General features: G+C 68.6%; 9 protein-coding genes. 6 read left to right on the top strand and 3 right to left on the bottom strand.

What is annotated here, in order from left to right; translation table 11 throughout:
* From DIE03_RS33455 to DIE03_RS33465, 3 genes are all read left to right on the top strand, one after another.
* The coding region (locus DIE03_RS33455; protein ID WP_148092911.1) for an AMP-binding enzyme at positions 1-744 on the top strand (744 nt) is incomplete at its 5' end.
* 215 nt (positions 745-959) lie between these two features.
* Positions 960-2,030: a porin gene (locus DIE03_RS33460; protein ID WP_124456427.1), complete on the top strand. Its 1,071-nt coding sequence runs from the start codon at positions 960-962 to the stop codon at positions 2,028-2,030.
* A 238-nt stretch (positions 2,031-2,268) separates the two neighbouring features.
* A complete protein-coding gene (locus DIE03_RS33465; RefSeq protein WP_124456428.1) occupies positions 2,269-3,675 on the top strand; it encodes a methyl-accepting chemotaxis protein in 1,407 nt (468 codons plus the stop codon).
* Between the two features lie 21 nt (positions 3,676-3,696).
* Here the strand turns inward: DIE03_RS33465 and pbpC are convergent, their stop codons facing one another.
* The gene (pbpC, locus tag DIE03_RS33470) at positions 3,697-6,108 is read right to left on the bottom strand and encodes a penicillin-binding protein 1C (protein ID WP_124456429.1); all 2,412 of its coding nucleotides are present in this window, start codon (positions 6,106-6,108) and stop codon (positions 3,697-3,699) included.
* Between the two features lie 54 nt (positions 6,109-6,162).
* Positions 6,163-12,159, bottom strand: coding sequence for an MG2 domain-containing protein (locus DIE03_RS33475; protein WP_124456430.1), 5,997 nt, complete (start codon positions 12,157-12,159; stop codon positions 6,163-6,165).
* Between the two features lie 283 nt (positions 12,160-12,442).
* Between DIE03_RS33475 and DIE03_RS33480 the strand changes: the two genes are divergently transcribed.
* Positions 12,443-13,711 (top strand): lipoprotein-releasing ABC transporter permease subunit, encoded by a 1,269-nt coding sequence (locus DIE03_RS33480; RefSeq protein WP_124456431.1) that lies wholly within the window; start codon positions 12,443-12,445, stop codon positions 13,709-13,711.
* Between the two features lie 26 nt (positions 13,712-13,737).
* Here DIE03_RS33480 and DIE03_RS33485 read toward each other — a convergent pair whose 3' ends face one another.
* Positions 13,738-14,550: a hypothetical protein gene (locus DIE03_RS33485; RefSeq protein ID WP_124456432.1), complete on the bottom strand. Its 813-nt coding sequence runs from the start codon at positions 14,548-14,550 to the stop codon at positions 13,738-13,740.
* 542 nt (positions 14,551-15,092) lie between these two features.
* On the opposite strand from DIE03_RS33485, the gene DIE03_RS33490 reads away from it, so the two are divergent.
* Complete coding sequence (locus tag DIE03_RS33490) at positions 15,093-17,057, top strand: Xaa-Pro dipeptidyl-peptidase (RefSeq protein WP_124456433.1); 1,965 nt, start codon at positions 15,093-15,095, stop codon at positions 17,055-17,057.
* Between the two features lie 131 nt (positions 17,058-17,188).
* The gene (locus DIE03_RS33495; protein WP_059682325.1) at positions 17,189-17,557 is read left to right on the top strand and encodes an NUDIX domain-containing protein; all 369 of its coding nucleotides are present in this window, start codon (positions 17,189-17,191) and stop codon (positions 17,555-17,557) included.
* Positions 17,558-17,569: the final 12 nt, after the last annotated feature.

Raw genomic sequence — 17,569 nt, forward strand, 5'->3', positions numbered from 1 at the left:
CAGGAGCGCTGCCCGATCGTCGATACGTGGTGGCAGACCGAAACCGGCGGCCACATGATCACGCCGCTGCCGGGCGCGACGCCGACCGTGCCGGGTTCGTGCACGCTGCCGCTGCCGGGCATCATGGCGGCCGTCGTCGACGAGACGGGCCAGGACGTGCCGAACGGGCAAGGCGGGATTCTCGTCGTCAAGCGCCCGTGGCCGGCGATGATCCGCACGATCTGGGGCGACCCGGAGCGCTTCAAGAAGAGTTATTACCCGGAAGAACTCGGCGGCACGCTCTATCTGGCCGGCGACGGCACCGTGCGCGACAAGGAGACCGGCTACTTCACGATCATGGGCCGGATCGACGACGTGCTGAACGTGTCGGGCCACCGGCTCGGCACGATGGAGATCGAATCGGCACTGGTGTCGCATGAACTGGTGGCGGAAGCGGCGGTGGTCGGCCGTCCGGACGACACGACGGGCGAGGCGGTCGTGGCGTTCGTGGTGCTGAAGCGTTCGCGCCCGGAAGGCGACGAAGCGGCGGCGCTCGCGAAGACGCTGCGCGACTGGGTCGGCAAGCAGATCGGGCCGATCGCGAAGCCGAAGGACATCCGCTTCGGCGACAACCTGCCGAAGACGCGCTCGGGCAAGATCATGCGGCGTCTCTTGCGCTCGCTCGCGAAGGGCGAGGCGATCACGCAGGATACGTCCACGCTCGAGAATCCGGCCATCCTCGAACAGTTGAACCGCTCGATGTAACACCGCCCGCCACGGCGGGCGCATCGCTTCACCGCGGCACCGAAGCACGGCCGCCTGCCCGCTTCCCACGCCGGGCTCGCGGCCGCCTTCGCGCCGACGACAAGCAGCGCCGTGCGTTCCCCGACGGCACGGCATGCAGGCGGCCAGCATCGACTCCGCCATCGAAGTTTTAATTAGTCGTACGTATTACAACACTCAAAAAACGGAGACAGACGATGAAGAGCAGGACATGGACCATTTGCGCGGCGCTGCTCGGCGCGGCGGCAAGCACGAGCAGTTTCGCGCAGAGCAGCGTCACGCTGTACGGCGACCTCGATGCCGCGTTGCTCTATACGAGCCGATCGCTCGATGCGGCGACCGGCGGCAACGCCGGACGCCAGTTCGCGCTGACCGACACGGGCATGACGCCGACCAACTTCGGCATCACGGGCACCGAGGATCTCGGCGGCGGGCTGCACGCGAGATTCAAGCTGGAAAGCGGCTTCAACATCACGGACGGCGCGTTCGGCCATTCGAACGGCAACTTCTTCGGCCGCCAGGCGTGGGTCGGGTTCGACGGCGGATTCGGCGAAACGAAGGTCGGCCTGCAGTTCTCGCCGTTCGTGCTGGCGATACTCGGATCGGATCCGCGCAACGTCTCGCATTTCGGCGCGGCACTGGTTCCGTATGTCGACAACGTGCTCGTCACGGGGCTCTTCAACCCGAACGCGATTTCGTACACCAGCCCGACGATCGCCGGGCTGACGGCGAGCGCGATGTTCGGATTCGGCGGGAAAGCCGGCGACTTCCAGGCGGGACGCCAGTATTCCGGCAGCGTCACCTATACGAACGGCGGTTTCATGCTCAATGCGGCACTCTACGACGGCAACGGCGGCACGACGCCGACACCGGTTCCGAGCACCGTCGCGTTCGTCGGCCGCACGATTGGTACCGCCTATACGTTCGGGCCCGTCACCGGCAAGGCGTCGTTCACGAGCTACAAGGTCGCCGGCTCGTTCAGCAACAACGTGTACAGCGCAGGCCTCGACTATCGCGTCACGCCGGCGCTCGATCTGAACACCGGCGCGTGGTACACGACCGACCGCAACGATTCGCACAATCATTCGCTGCTTGCCGCGATCGGCGCCGACTACAGCCTGTCGAAGCGAACGGGCCTGTATGCGCAGGTCGGCGTCGTCAACAACCACGGTGCGATGAATACGGGCCTCGGCATCACGGGCGGCGCGCTGTACGGGTTGCCGGGCACGACGGTCGGCGTCAACGCCGGCATCCATCACGTGTTCTGACGCAGCGCCTGTGCACGGGCGGCCGCCGCGCGCCGCCCGTCCGGCTCCGCATCGCGGCGCGGCCGCCACGGAAACGTGGCGCAAACGCGCCTTGCCCGGTGCCGGTCAGGCCGCCCGGCATGCCGATCTCGATGTTTACCCGACCTCAAGTCCGCGGCCGCGCGGCCGTCAAGTCGGGAAGGCACGCCCAACATCCGCCGGGAACGCGGCGCGCATGATCTCAAGGAGACCCACCAACGTGAACTTCTTCGGAATCGGCCGCGGCCGCCGTTCGTCTCGCGCGCTCGTCGGCGATATCGCCGAGCAGGCCGGCAGGCTCGGCATCGAGATCTGCGACGTGTCGGGCCACGTCGAGGAAGTCGCGGCCCGCGTCGCCCGGCAGGCCGAGGTCTGCCACACGCTGCGCGAATCGGCCGCCCTCACGCTGCGCGGCAACCACCGGATCGCCGAGGCCGCGCAGCAGGTGCGCGACGTCAGCGCCAACGCGTCGAATGCCGTGCGGCAGTCGCAGCAGACGATCGAGGCTTCGCTCGCCGACATTCACGGCCTCGTCGAGGGCGTCACCACGATCAGCGACCAGATGGGCGCGCTGCGCGATGCGCTCGGTCACGTGCGGGCCGTGTCCGAAGAAATCTCCGTCATCGCCCGCCAGACCCACCTGCTCGCGCTGAACGCCGCGATCGAGGCCGCGCGCGCCGGCGAGTCGGGCCGCAGCTTCGCGGTCGTCGCGGCCGAGGTCAAGAACCTGTCCGCGAAGACCGGGCAGGCGACGGCCCAGATCGAGACGACCCTCGCGCGGCTCGCCGAGCAGACCGAACACCTGCTCGCGGAAGGCACCGACAACGCCGCGCGCGCGCATCGCGTGCGCGAGGGCACGCGCACGATCGGCGAGGTCGTGCACGCGACCGGCCACGCGATCACCGAGCTGGCCGGCGAGGCCGAACAGATCGCGTCGCTGACGGACGAGATCGAGGCGCAGTGCCACCGTCTCGACGAGCAGGTGGGCGAAATGGCGTCCGGCGTCGAGAACTCGGCCGACAATTTCTCGCAGGCCAAGGACCGGCTCGGCAATCTGCTGACCGTCTCCGAGACGCTGATCGAACTCACCGCTGCAACCGGCATCGAATCGCCCGACACGCGCCTGATCGACACCGCGCGGAACACGGCCGCCGCGATCAGCAAACTCTTCGAGGACGCGGTCGGCCGTGGCGATATCGCACTCGACGCGCTGTTCGACACGCACTACGAACCGATTCCCGGCACCGACCCGCAGCAGTTCATGACGCGCTTCACGGCATTCACCGATCGCGTGCTGCCGGCCGTCCAGGAGCCGGTGCTCGACGTCGACGCACGCGTCGTCTATTGCGCGAGCTTCGACCGGCAGTGCTACCTGCCGACTCACAACCGCAAGTTCTCGCTGCCCCAGCGCGCGGACGCCGCCTGGAACGCGGCGAACTGCCGGAACCGCCGGATCTACACGGACCGGACGGCGCGCATGTCCGTGGCGCATAACAAGCCGTTCCTGCTGCAGACCTATCGCCGCGACATGGGCAACGGCCAGTTCGTGCTGATGAAGGACGTGTCCGCGCCGATCGTCGTCGGCGGACGGCCATGGGGTGTCCTGCGGATCGGCTACAGCGTCTGAACCGGCGGGGGCGGGCCGCGCCTACTGCTCCAGCCCCACCCCCAACGGCCGCTGATCGCCGCGCCCGTGGTCATCGACCACCCGCACCGTATAGTTGCCGGCCGTCCGCGGCTGCCAGAACAACGCGTCGCCCGGCGTACTGCGGCCGACATACGCATCGTTGACGAACCAGTACAGCGCATGCGCGCTCGCATCGGCCGTCGCGTTGAACGCGATGCGCGTCTCCTCCGTACTCTTCACGCGCATCGCATACGTGCTGCCGCGCAGCGGCGACGTGATGCGCGGCGGATCGCCTTCGACCTGCCCGGCATCGCGACAGTCCGCATTCTGCGGCGGCCGCCGGCGCGGAATGCCGGCCTGCGCGAACACCTGCTGCAGATCCGACGGCCAGAACTCGAAGATCTCCGTATGCGTGCGCTTGCCGTCGTACGGCGGGCATGCGGCCTTTCCCGTCGCGTCGTCGATCACGACCGGCCGGTGCACAGTGCTCACGCGAATCGGCGACGTACCCGGGATGAACCACGTCCAGCCCTGTTGCGGACACCACTCGTTCGGCAGATCGCCGCTCGCGAGACAGATCCGCACACGCTTCAGCCGCGGCGGCACCGCGCGCGGCGGCTCGACGAGCGTGCGCTCGGCGTTTATCGCATCGACGACCTGGAAGAACAGCGGCGCGGCCGCATCGACGCCGACGAAGGCCGTATTCGTCGAATTGTCGAAATTGCCGACCCACACGACCAGCACGTACGGGCCGAACACGCCAGCCGTCCATGCATCGCGGAACGACCATGACGTGCCGGTCTTCCAGTACACCGGCACGCTGGACGGCTGCGCGCCGCTCGTCTCGTCGGGGCGCAGGTGCTGGCGCAGCATGTCCATCGTCATGTAGCTCGCGTCGGCGCTGAGCAGGCGCCGGCCGGGCGGCGCCGGCTCGTCCGCGCGCAGCCGCAGCGGCCGGAACTCGCCGCGATTCGCGAGCATCGCGTACAGCGCCGCGAGATCCTGCATCGTCACCTCGCCGCCGCCGAGCACGAGTGCGAGCCCGTAATGCTGCGCGCTCGCCAGGCGGCGCACGCCGGCTTCCTGCAGGAACTGGTACAGGTCGGGCGACTTGATCTGCGACGCGACCCACACGGCCGGCACGTTGCGGCTGCGGTTCAGCGCGTCGGTCGCGGTGATCGGCCCGAGGAAGTGGCCGTCGAAATTCTCCGGTGCATACGGGCCGAATGAAATCGGCACATCGCGCAGCACCGTCTGCGGATGCAGCACGCCCTGGTCGAAGCCGAGCGCATAGATGAACGGCTTGAGCGTCGAGCCCGGCGAGCGCCGCGCGAGCGTGCCGTTCACCTGCCCGTCGATCGAACGGTCGAAGAAGTTCGCGGAGCCGACCAGCGCCTTCACGCCCATGTCGCGCGTATCGACGAGAATGGCCGCTGCGTTGCGCACGCCGCGCGTGTCGTTGCGCGCGACATAGCGTGCGATCTGCCGCTCCAGCGTGCGCTGCAGGTCGAGGTCGAGTGTCGTGACGAGCCGCGCGCCTTCGCCGCCGTCTTCCGCGGCGCCGCCCGACGTCGTGCGCCACGCACTGCGCGCGGCGAGCGCCTGGCCGACCGCATGCGGTGCGTCGAACGGCAGCGCGGACAGCGGTCGCATCGCGAGCGGCAACGCGAACAGCGGCTTCAGCGTCGCATCGCCCGGATGCTTCGTCAGCCAGCGCGCATACAGCCGGTTGCGCGACACGGCCAGCGCACGGTTGATCTCGTCCTGCCCGCCACGCACGCGCCGCGCCGGGTCCTGCGGAATCACCGCGAGCGCGAGCGCCTCGGGCAGCGTCAGCGCATCGGGCATCCGGTCGAAATAGACGACGCTCGCGGTACCCGCGCCTTCCACGTTGCGGCCGTACGGTGCGTCGTTCAGATAGGCTTCGAGGATCTGCCGCTTCGAGTAGAAGAGTTCGAGCTGCATCGCGCGCGCGACCTGCGCGAGCTTGCCGGCCGGCGTGCGCGTGTTCAGCTTCCACAGCGAGCGCGCGAGCTGCATCGTCAGCGTCGACCCGCCCTGCGGATTGCCGCCGCGCACGTACGTGATCCACGCGCCGCGTGCAAGCCCGTACGGGTTGAAGCCCGGATGCCACCAGAACCAGCGGTCCTCGTGCAGCATCACGGCCTCGACGAGCTGCGGCGACATCCGGTCGAGCGGCACCCACAGCCGGTAGCGGTCGTCCTTCGCGAGCGTCAGGCGCAGCAACCGGCCCTGCGCGTCCGTCACCGCAACCGACGACGGCTTCCAGTCGCGCAGCGGCGGATGCGGCCACAGCCGGCACGCCGCCAGCGCACCGAACACGAGCAGCACGCCGACGAGCCAGTTCTGCCAGCGATGCAGCCAGCGGCCGGTGCCATGCAGCGCGCGCCGGAGCCTGGATGCTTCAGCCACGCGCGCGTGCTCCCCGCTTTCGACGTGACCGGCAACGCCGCTGCGGCAGCCTCGTCATCGCACGCGCTCCACCGTCAGCGCCATGCCGCCCGGCGCCTGCGCCTGCACGCGGCGGTCGTACATCGACTCGCCGTACGCGGGCGGCGCAATGAAGCGGCCCGCGTTGCTCGCCTTGATCCGGTAGACGAATTCGCGCACGTCGGTCGTCGCGGTGCCGTAGATCACCACGCGATCCTCGCGCACGTCCGCGAACTGCGGCTGCCACGTCGAACCCGTCACGCCGATCGGCGAACGCCACGGCGCATCGGCCACCGGCGCCGGCGCGCCGCCGTTGCCGTCACCGTCCTGTGCGTCGGTCACGGGCGGCGGCGCGATCACCGGGTCGAAGCCGCCCGGCAGCAGGTCGACGATCGCGACGTTGCCGACGTTCGCCGAGCCCGTCGCGCGGATCTTCAGGTGCACGTCGATCTCCTGGCCGAGCGTGATCTTGTCGAGCGGCTTGCCGTTCGTATCGGTGTAGTCGCGCACGACCTCCAGCCCGTTCCTGATCGCCTTCGTCGACGTGCCGCGGTCGTAGCCCGACTGGCTCGCGACCCACCACGCGGGCAACGTGCTGCCGTTCACGAAGTCGACGCGCGACGCGCCGGCCGCCCACGTGCCCGAGCGCACGAGATTCGCGTGGATCGACGACACGTCCTTCGCGCCGGCACCCGCACGCACCTCGTCGATCGCGAGCTGGTCGAGCTGGCCCGCATTCGACGCCGCATATGCGTCGAGCGCGAGGATCGTCATCGCCGACGACAGCGTGTTGTAGCGGTTATCGACGAGCGGCGCGGCGAGGTTGTCCATTGCGCGCGGCGACAGCTTGCTCACGCGTTCCGGGAAGTGCTTCGCGAGCAGGTACAGCACGCTCGCGTCGCGCGTCAGCGGGTCGATGTAATAGCCCGTCACGTCATCGCCGTCGGACGCGCGCTTGCGTTCGAGCAACGCCTGCGGGCCCGCGATCAGCGCGGCGGCCTCCTTGTCCTGCTTCAGCAGTTGATACGACGCGGCGAGCCACGCAGCCGCGAGATCGCTCTTCCAGTCTTTCGGATAGGCATCCTGCAGTCGCTTCTGCACGGCCGCGAGGCTGTTGGTCGTCACGTTGCCCTGGCGCGTCAGCAGGTACACCGCGTACGCGCGCTGCCGCAGCAGGTCCAGCGAGCCGAGCGAGTCGTTCGCGGCGAGCTTCTGCAGATACGCATTGCCCGCGTCGAGCATGTCCCTCGGCACCGCAACGCCACGATCGCGTGCATCGAGCAGCACGTGCATCGAATACGCGGACACGAACGGATCGGCATCGGGCGTCGCGCTCCACACCCCGAACCCGCCCTGCGCGTTCTGCCGGCTGCGCAGCACGCCGAGGAACTGCGCGATCGCGCTCGCGTTCGCCGCATCGGTGCCGGCTTCGGGCGCGTGCATCGCGCTGGTCAGCGCGCGCACCGACAGCCACTTCGCCGCGAACATGCGCGGCACGACCGCGCTCACCATCTGCTCGCTGCAATAGTGGTCGAAGTTGACGAGATACGACGACAGCCCCTCGGACAGCACGAGCGGCGCGGTCGAGATGCTCGCGTCGCGCGACGCGTACGCGTCGTACATCGACCGCAGGTTCGGCACGCTGGCCTTCTTGCCCGGATCGACGCGCGCGATGTCGAGCTGCGTGCGGAACGCCGCGGCCGGCCGCACCGACACGTCGACGCGCTGCTGCGCGCCCTTCGCGCCGTAGCGCGCACCAAACGACAGCGCGCCCGAGCCGAGCATATCGGTCGCCTTCACGCGGAACAGCGCGACGCCTTCATGCTGCGGCGCGAGCACGACGTTCTGCGTCGCCGGCCCGATCACCTGCAGCTGCGGGCCGGTCTTCAGCGTGACCGCGACCGGCACCGGCTGGTTGCCGACGCCCGTCAGGTTGTTCGCCACGCCGACGCTGACATCGGCCTCGTCGCCCGGCGCCAGCGTCGTCGGCACGTTCGGCGACAGCACGAAATCGCCGCGCACCGTCGTCGCGCCTTCGAACGTGCCGACCAGGTCCGGCGACACCGACACGGCCATTACGCGCAGTTTCCCGTTGAAGTAGTCGGGCACCGTGTAGCTCAGGCGCGTGTCGCCGTTCACGTCGACGATCCCCGACCAGTAGACGACCGGCTTGTCGCGCTTGCGCTTGAACGGATTCAGCTGGCGGCCGATCGCGTCGTCGGCGTCGCCGCCGGGCGCGGCCATCGCCATCAGCTTCTCGAAGTCCGGCAGGATCAGGTCGAGGATCTGCGACGTGCCGACTTCGAGCATCCGCTTGCGGAAGAAGAACTTCAGCGGATCGCCGAGCTTGTAGCGCGCGACCTGCAGGATGCCCTCGTCGACCGCGAACACGACGACCTTCGCGGGCTTCGCCGAATGCACGGTGAAGTTGACGGTGTCGCCCGGCTTCACGAGCGCCGGCGCATCGACGCTCACCGCGTTGCGGCGCGCGTCGAGGTTCACCGAGAACGGCACGACGCCGTAGCTCAGCGGGCTCATGAAGATCTCGTCCGACGACGGATCGCGGATGGTCTGCACGTTGATGTAGCCGTTGCCTTCGAAACCGGCCGGCACCGTGATGTGCTGGATCGAGCTCGTCGTATCCGCATGGAACCATGCGTGCGCATACACCTTGTCGCGCTCGATCGTGATCAGGCCGCTGCCCGCGTAGGGCGCGCGGATCGCGATTTCCACCTGCTCGCCCGGCCTGAAGTCGTGCTTCGCGAGGCTCACCTGCAGCTCGGCGTTGCGGTCGAGCGAGCGCGTGACGTTCGCGGCGCCCGTGACCGAATACTCGATCCGGTTCACCGCGGTACCGTCCGCGCGGCGGATCACGAGCGCATAGCTGCCCGGCTTGTCGGTGCGCAGCGCGAAGTCGAGCCCGGCCGCCGGAATCGACAGCGGCTTCTCGTCGACCGGCACTTCCTTCAGCCGCGAATCGTATTTGTACGCGCCGGAGTCCTGCTTGGTCAGCACCGACACGTAGCGTTCCTCGACGAGCTGCGCGCGCAGGTCCTTCACGTCGATCGCCTTCGCGCCCGGGTCGATCGCGACGAGCCGCACCGTGCGCGGGCTGGCACGCTTCACGTAGCCGAGGTCGTCGACCGACTTGTAGCCGACGAGCCAGTCGTTGTTCGACACGAGCGTCTGCGCGTTCGCGGCGACGTTGCGGCCGCCTTCCGCTTCGTACGCCTTCGCCTGGAAGTACAGCTGGTAGGTCGCGTCCGCGTACTTGTCGAGATCGAGGTCGAATTCGGCATGGCCCTTGTCGTCGGTCGTGCCGTCCTGCAGCGTCGTCGTGTAGCCCTCCTTCGCGCGGCGTGCATCGAAGAAGTGATAGCCCTGCCAGCTGCGGAACGACGGCCACACGGGGCGCAGCGTCAGCGTCGCCGCGACGCGGCGTTTCTCGGCCGGCGTGCCGAACAGGTTCTGCGCATCGACGAGGCCCTTCAGCCCCTTCGGCTTCACCCACCCTTCGACGACCTGCTGCGACAGCTTCGCGTCGACCTTCATCCGGTCGGGCAGGAACTCCTTCACCTGCACGGTCGTGCTGCCGATCGGCTCGGCGCCCGGCTGGCCGTCCTTCACGATATACAGGTTGACCGTCCACGTGCCGGTCGGCGCCGTTTCGGCGGTCGTGTAGCCGAGCTCGGTGAAGCCCGTCGCGTCGACGGTCACTGGCTTGCGCTCGACGGTGATGCCGCGCGGGTCGACGATCTCCGCCTGCAGCGGCACGCCGGCCGGGCTGCGCGCCCAGCTGGCCGCGCGCACGATCAGGCCGATGTGGAACGGATCGCCGGGCCGGTACAGGCCGCGATCCGAGAACAGGTACGCGGACAGCTGACCCTGGCCCGTCGCATTGCGCTCGCCGTCGACGTCGAAGCGCGAGAAGTCGAGCTGGCGGTCGCGGCCGGCCACCGGCAGGAACGACAGGTCGGTGTCCTTCTTCACGACGTACAGCTGCGGCCGCTTCTCGCGGTCGAGCCCCTTGAACGCGGGGAAATGCACGACGCCGTCGGCGCTCGTGGTCTGCGTGAACAGCGCCTGCCCGTTCACCGCAAGCACCGATACCGTTGCGCCCGCAACCGGCTTGCCGGTACGGATCGACTGGATGAACACGTCCTGGCTGCCATCCAGCGACTTCTTGACCAGCATCCCGAGATCGGTCACGACGATCAGGCGCGTATCGCCGAGTGCGTTGTCGCTGTCGTCGCCGTTACCGCTGCTGTCGCCCGAATCGGCGTTGTCGGACGCATCCTGGCTGCCGTCGCCGGACGATGCATCGCCATCCTTCGCATCGTCGGCTTTCTTCTTCTCGGCCGCCGGATCGTACTTCGACAGGTGCAGCAGGAACACGCCGCGCTTGCCGCCCTTCAGGTACTGGCCGAGATCGATGCCTTCGTAATGCGCACGGCCGGGCTCGCCGGCCGGGAACGCGCGCGTCTGCACGAAGCGCTCGACGATATGGTCCTCGCTGAACGAATAGGACAGCTCGGGCCGCGCGTACGTGCCGTTGTTGAAGCTCACGAGATGCTGGATCTGGTCGGGCAGCACGCGGCCGATCTCGACCTTCATCCCCGGCAGGTTGCGCGACACGACCGACAGCCGCTTGCTGCCGCTCATCGACAGCAGCGAGCCGTCGGCCATGAAGCGCAGCAGCTTCGGATAGTCGGGCACCGTGAATGCGCTCGTCACGGGCTTGCCGAGCAGGTAGCCGCCGGCCGATTTCAGGTCGCCCTCGAACCGGACGACGACGCGGTCGCCCGGCGTCGCGTGGTACTTGAAACTCTGCAGCGTCGCGAAATCGTTCTCGGTGGGCACCGCTTCGAGCGGCAGCGGCTTCGACTGCTTCAGCACCGCGTCGCTGATGTCGGCCACGTTCCATTCGTAGGGCGGATCGTCGTCCGACTGGTCGACACCGGGCTTGCGCTTCGGCAGCACCCACGCCTTCGCGCGTGCGGCGAGATCGGCACTGCGCACGCCGTCGGACGTTTCGGCCACGAGCACCTGCTCGGGTTCGTAGCGCTCGTTGTCGACGAGCGTCGGCGCGACGTTGCCGATCGACAAACTGTAGAGCCCCGGCACACCGACCGATGCATGCAGCACGTCCGGCGTGCCGTTGCCGCCGCGCGCGCTCTTCACGCCCTTGTCGACGTCGAGCCGCACCGACAGCGGATCGCGCGGGATCTCGAGCGGCTGCGAGTAGACCCACGCGCTCGTCTTCATCTTGTCGTAGTTGACCGTGTAGCGCAGCGGCGACGTGGCCTTGCCGTCGCGGCCGACCAGCACGAGGCCGATGCGCTTCTCGAATTCGGCCGGATCGACCGGGTAGTTGAAACGCAACTGCAGCAGCGCCTGCTTCTCCGCCGGATTGTCGGGGTTCTGGTAGAACTCGTTGTTGCCGAATGTTGCGGCGAACGCCGGCAGGTCGAACGCGAAACGATCGTCGCGCATGACCACCTGCGGCGCGAACACGCGGTGCACCGCGAAACGCACCTCGACGTGCGCGCCGACCGGCCAGTCGGCCGCCGGCGTGAAGCGCAGCGTCTTGTCGTCGGCCCACTCCCACGCGCCTTTCAGCGCCGGGGTCATCTCGATCCCGTCACCAGCGGGCTTGCCGACCCGCTCGATCGGCGCGGCCGATTGCGCGAACGCCACTTCGAGCGGATGCACGGTGATCTTCGGCTTGTCGGTGTCGTCGACCTCGTAGGTCGTGATCGCCGGCGCCTTCACGGTGAAGCTGACGGTTTCGGGCTCGGGCGGCTTCGGGCGGTGCTTGAACCAATAGCCGCCGTAGCCGAGCGCGGCCGCGAGCAGCACGAGGCCGCCCGCATGCCACGGACGGCGGCGCACGGCCGCGGCGGTGACGCCCATCCACGCGGGCGCCGTCCACGACACGTCGCCGACCAGCGGCCGCAGCGCGCAGCCGAGCAGCCACCAGACGAAGCCTGCGACACGAATCGGCAGGAGCAGCAGGAAGCGCAGCAAATCCATCTTGTTATTTCCTTGTCAAGGACATGCTGCCGATGCGGCAACCTTCCCCGAATTGTTATGGGTCTGTGACGGCGCGGCCCGGTTGCGCCGTATTGCTTGGTATGTTCGACCGGATGCTGGCCGCCATTATCGATCAGACCCGAAACGATGGAAATATCGGTGTGCCGGCGCGCAACGCCGCCCGACGACCGGCCGGTCGGGCGGATTTCGGGCCGCGGCGCAACCTCTGCCCACGGTCGCGCCGCGTTCGCTAGAATGCGCGGCTCGGCAGGATCGAATCGAAATGAAAGGAAACCGCTTGAAACTCCCGTTCGAATGGCAGATCGGGCTGCGCTACGCGCGCGGCGGCCGGCGCTCGGCCGGCGACGGCTTCGTATCGTTCATCGCCGGCGCCGCGATGGCCGGCATCGCGCTCGGCGTGGCCGCGCTGATCGTCGTGCTGTCGGTGATGAACGGCTTTCGCACCGAGGTGCGCGACCGGATGCTGTCGGTGCTCGCGCACGTGGAAATCTTCTCACCGTCGGGCTCGATGCCCGACTGGCGGCTGACCGCGCACGAATCGCTGCAGAACCCGGCGGTGCGCGCCGTCGCGCCCTATGTCGACGCGCAGGCGCTGCTGACGAACGCGGGCAGCGTGACGGGCGTCGCGCTGCGCGGCATCGATCCGGTGCTCGAGCCGCGCGTATCCGAGATCGCGCGCAAGCTGAAGACCGGCCGCCTCGACGCGCTCGTGCCCGGCGAGATGGGCATCGTGCTCGGCGCCGCGCTCGCCGATGCGCTGCACGTGAAGATCGGCGACCGCATCACGTTCTTCGCGCCCGGCAACACCGCGCGCCTCGGCGACGCGCTGCCGCAGTTTCGCCAGTTCAACGTGGTCGGCACGTTCGAGTCGGGCCACTACCAGTACGACAGCGCGCTCGCGTACATCCACATCCGCGATGCGCAGAAGCTGTCCAACGTGCCGGCGCCGACCGGCATCCGGCTGCGCATCGACGATCTGCAGCGCGCGCCGGAGATCGCGCTGGCGCTGTCGCGCACGCTGTCCGGCAACCTGTATATCCGCGACTGGACGCGGCAGAACCGTACGTGGTTCGAAGCCGAGCGGCTGCAGAAGCGGATGCTGTCGCTGATCCTGATGCTGATCGTCGCGGTCGCCGCATTCAACCTCGTGTCGTCGCTCGTGATGACCGTCACGCAGAAGCAGGGCGACATCGCGATCCTGCGCACGCTCGGCGCGCCGCCGCAGTCGATCATGAAGATCTTCGCGATCCAGGGGATGACGATCGGCCTTGCCGGCACGCTTGCGGGCGTCGCCTTCGGCTGCGCGATCGCGGTGAGCATCCCGTGGGTGCTGCCGGCGATCGAACAGTTGCTCGGCATCCGCTTCCTGACGCCGTCCGTGTACTTCCTCAGCTCGCTGCCGTCGAAGCTCGCGGCGGTCGACGTGATCGAGATCGCCGCGGCCGCATTCCTGATGTCGTGCGTCGCGACGCTATACCCGAGCTGGCGCGCCGCGCGGGTGCGGCCGGCCGAGGCGCTGCGCGACGAATAGGCGCGATTGGCGCAATCGGCGCGGCGTTACGCGATCTCGTGGAAGCCGACGCTGTTGCCGCCGTCGGGCGTGTAGCCGGCGAGCACGTCGAAGCCGACGTTGACGAGTTCCACGCGCATGCCGTAGGACTGGTTGCCGGATGCGTCGACGAAGATCGCCGCACCCGACGACAGCTGGCGCGCGGTGTTCAGCAGCGCCAGCGTGCCGCGCGCCGTACCGGCCGATGGCTCGATCGTCAGCGTCGTGCCGTCCTGCGCCGTGAAGTGTCCGCCGGGCGCGACGGGCGGCGGGTTGTCCGCGACCGACCGGTTGAGCAGGCTCATGAAGTGAAAGCGCGCATCGGCGCCCTGGCTCGCCGCCGCGCGGTCGCTGTCCGTGAACGTGTCGCCGCGCACGGCCGCGCCTTGCGCGGCGATATCGACGGCCTGCTCGTGAAAATCGCGCGTCGCACGCACGAGGTCGGCGTTCGCGTTCAGCGTCGATTCGACCCATGCGCGATCGCTGTCCGTCATCGTCTTCGACACGACCTTGATCCGGCCGTCGTCGGTCATGAAGTCGAACCGCGCATCGGCCAAGTCCGGCCGCTTCGCGACGATGTCCTGCAGGCTCGTCGCGAGCGCATCGGTGACGCCGCGCAGCTTCAACGTCAGGTCGCCCACCATCGACAGCTGTTTCGTCATCCCAGCCTGCAGCGCCTGCGGATCGATTGCCCGGACGCTGATCGGCTCGTCTTGCTGCGCGCCGGACACCGTCGTGTCCGGCGTCTCGCGCCCGTCGAGCGCCGCCTGCGCCATTTGCGCGAGCGTAAGGCCGCCCGCCGCCGTAACCGGTATCGTCATTGCCCTCTTTTCTCTCTCGTTTTCAGCCTGTTTTTCCCTGTTTACGGACGGATTGCCGGGAAGTTAAGCGCGCATGCCGCACCCCTACCGAAACTTTGTTTGATTTAGGCTAAAAAAGTTTGACATGAAGATTTCACTGGGATAACTTTTGCGCAAGCTTCCGGAAAGCAATCCGGCCAGCCGTGCCGACTCGCGTCGCGCTTTCCTGCCGTTGCAGCACCGCCGTTCGCAACATTCCCGCCTCATCGCATCGTGCCGTTCCGTTTCATCCGAAACCTGAAGGAAGCTCGGGCATGCCCGTATTTGATTCGTACTCCTGCATTCTAAGCGAGCCGCCGCACTGACGATTTCCGTTCGGGGCGATCCGCTCGCCTCGACGCCGGCCGGATGCGCGCCGGCACCGGGCGAGATCCTCATCCGTCCCGCCCGCCGCTTTTGATGGTGCAGTTCCGCTTCATCCGACGCAGTACCCGGCCAGGCCGCAGGGGGCGTATCGCGAGCCGTGCCGGTTCCAGACAATCACAAGAGACGAGGTCGATTCAATGAACATTCATCGAACCGGATTCCGGCGCGCGTGGCTTCCCGCGCTCGTGGCCGCCACGACGCTCGCCGCGTGCGGCGGCGACGACGGCGGCAGCGTGGCGGGTGCATCCGCACTCGCGCAGGGCCAGCAGGAGGGGGCCGCCGCAGCGGCGGCCGATTCGCAGTCGCTCGCGTCGCACGTGTCGCCGTCCGGCGTCCCGTACGCGAATCCGGCCAGCAACGGTCGCTACAAGCCGGTGATCAGCAACGGCCAGGTGCAGCCGTCGTTGTCGGGCGGCACGATCGAGGAGAACGCGTGGGTCGACACGCCGGTCGATTCCGACGGCGACGGCACGCGCGACCGCATCCACGTGCGCATCGTGCGGCCGTCCGAAACCGCGAACGGCGCGCGCACGCCGGTCATCGTGCTCGCGAGTCCGTATTACGCGGGGCTCGCCGACAGCCCCAATCACGACGTCGACGTCGAACTCGACGGCACGCCGCATCCGGCCGCGGCCGCCGGCGCACCGGCCTCGGCGGCCACCCGCATCCTGGCCGCCGCGCCGCAGTCGCGGATGCTGCAGCAGGTCGAGGCGGCCGCCGCCGGCCGCTCGTGGATCGAGGGCTACTTCGTGCCGCGCGGCTTCACGATCGTCTACGCGGATTCGCTCGGCACCGCCGGCTCGGACGGCTGCCCGACGATCCTGACGCGCGACGAATCGGTCGCGATGGCGTCGGTGATCCGCTGGCTCGGCCGGGACGCGACCGCGAAGGACGCGAACGGCAAGACGGTCGTCGCGAACTGGTCGACGGGCCACGTCGGCATGTACGGCGTGTCGTACGACGGCACGCTGCCGAAGATGGTCGCGAGCCTGCGCACGCGCGGGCTCGACGCGATCGTGCCGATCGCCGGGCTGACGAACATGTACGGCTACTACCGCTCGGGCGGGCTCGTGCGCGCGCCGGAAGGTTATCAGGGCGAAGATGTCGACGTGTACATCAAGGCGCTGCTGACGAACGCGCATCCGGAACGCTGCACGCACCTGATCGACGAAGCGTTGCAGCAGGAGGACCGCAAGACCGGCGACTATTCGCCGTTCTGGGCCGCGCGCGACATCCCGACGGGATTCGCGGTCGCACCGGCACTCGTCGCGCAGGGGCTGACCGACGACAACGTGCGCGTCGACCAGTCGACGTCGTGGTATCTCGCGATGCGGCGCCAGGGCGTGCCGACGCAGCTGTGGCTGCACCGCCTGAAGCACACCGACCCGACGCGTGTGCCGGCGATGGGCGAAGCGTGGACCGCGGAGGTGAACCGCTGGTTCACGCGCTACCTGATCGGCTACAACAACGGCGTCGAACGCGATCCGCGCGCGGTGATCGAGCAGGCCGACGGCACGCTGCTGAAGGAAGCCGACTGGGCCGCGCGCCGTGCGACGCCCGTCACGTACTTCGCGGGCGGCGACGGTGCCAGCACCGGCACGCTGCTGCGGCTGCCAAGCGGCGGCCCGCTCACGCGCTTCACCGACGATGCGCGCATTCCCGCGCTCACGCTGGCGAACGCGCCGACCGGCGAAAACCGCAGCCGCTTCGAAACCGCGCCGCTGACGGCCGCGACACGCCTCTCCGGCGCCGCGACCGCACGCGTCAGGCTGACCTTCACCGGCGTCGCCAACGTCACGGCGCTGCTGGTCGACCGCGCACCGGACGGCACGGCCACGATCGTCACGCGCGCCTGGACCGACCCGCGCAACCGGCTGTCCGAGTGGCTGTCGGAGCCGGTGCTGCCCGGCCTGCCCTACGACCTGAAGCTGACGTTCATGCCGCGCGACTACAAGCTGGAAGCCGGCCATCGGCTCGGGCTCGTCGTCCTCTCAAGCGATTACGAGGCGACGCTGCGGCCGACACCGGGCACGGGCCTGACGCTCGATCCGGCCGGCACGTCGGTGACGGTGCCGCTGGCTTCGCCGTCGGCGGGCGTGTAGTCGCACGCCGGCTGCCGGCATGACGGCACGGCCGCCCCCGCCTGCGCGCCCTTCGGCGCAGGCGGGGGATCGCTGCAGGAACGGAACACCTGCGCTACGCTGCGAAAGTCGAACGCCAACGGTGCACCATCATGATCCCCCTCAGCGCGAAAGCCATCGTCCGTGACGGACGCTCGGTCCTGTTCCTGCGCAATCCACGCGACGAATGGGAGTTGCCGGGCGGCTGGCCCGAAGCCGGCGAATCGCTCGAGGAAACCGTCGCGCGCGAAGTGCGGGAGGAATGCGGGATCGTCGCCTCGGCGATCCGCTACGTGGCGAGCCGCTCGTGCGAGGTCGTGCCGGGCAAGCGCGTGCTCATCGTGTGCTTCGAGTGCCGGGTCGATCGGCACGAAATCGTCCTGAGCGACGAGCACAACCAGTTCGGCTGGATCGACCTCGATGGCGGCAAGCCGGCGAACCTGCCGGATTTCTATTGGGAATTCTGCAGGCAGGCGGGCTGATTCGCCCGCCCT

The organism is Burkholderia sp. Bp8992 (assembly GCF_003853705.1).
Lineage (GTDB): Bacteria > Pseudomonadota > Gammaproteobacteria > Burkholderiales > Burkholderiaceae > Burkholderia.

Bases quoted from the DNA above. Each gene is read 5' to 3' on its own strand.
- DIE03_RS33460 (WP_124456427.1), top strand. From the start codon at position 960: ATGAAGAGCAGGACATGGACCATTTGCGCGGCGCTGCTCGGCGCGGCG.
- DIE03_RS33475 (WP_124456430.1), bottom strand. From the start codon at position 12,159: ATGGATTTGCTGCGCTTCCTGCTGCTCCTGCCGATTCGTGTCGCAGGC.
- DIE03_RS33480 (WP_124456431.1), top strand. From the start codon at position 12,443: ATGAAAGGAAACCGCTTGAAACTCCCGTTCGAATGGCAGATCGGGCTG.
- DIE03_RS33485 (WP_124456432.1), bottom strand. From the start codon at position 14,550: ATGACGATACCGGTTACGGCGGCGGGCGGCCTTACGCTCGCGCAAATG.
- DIE03_RS33490 (WP_124456433.1), top strand. From the start codon at position 15,093: ATGAACATTCATCGAACCGGATTCCGGCGCGCGTGGCTTCCCGCGCTC.
- DIE03_RS33495 (WP_059682325.1), top strand. From the start codon at position 17,189: ATGATCCCCCTCAGCGCGAAAGCCATCGTCCGTGACGGACGCTCGGTC.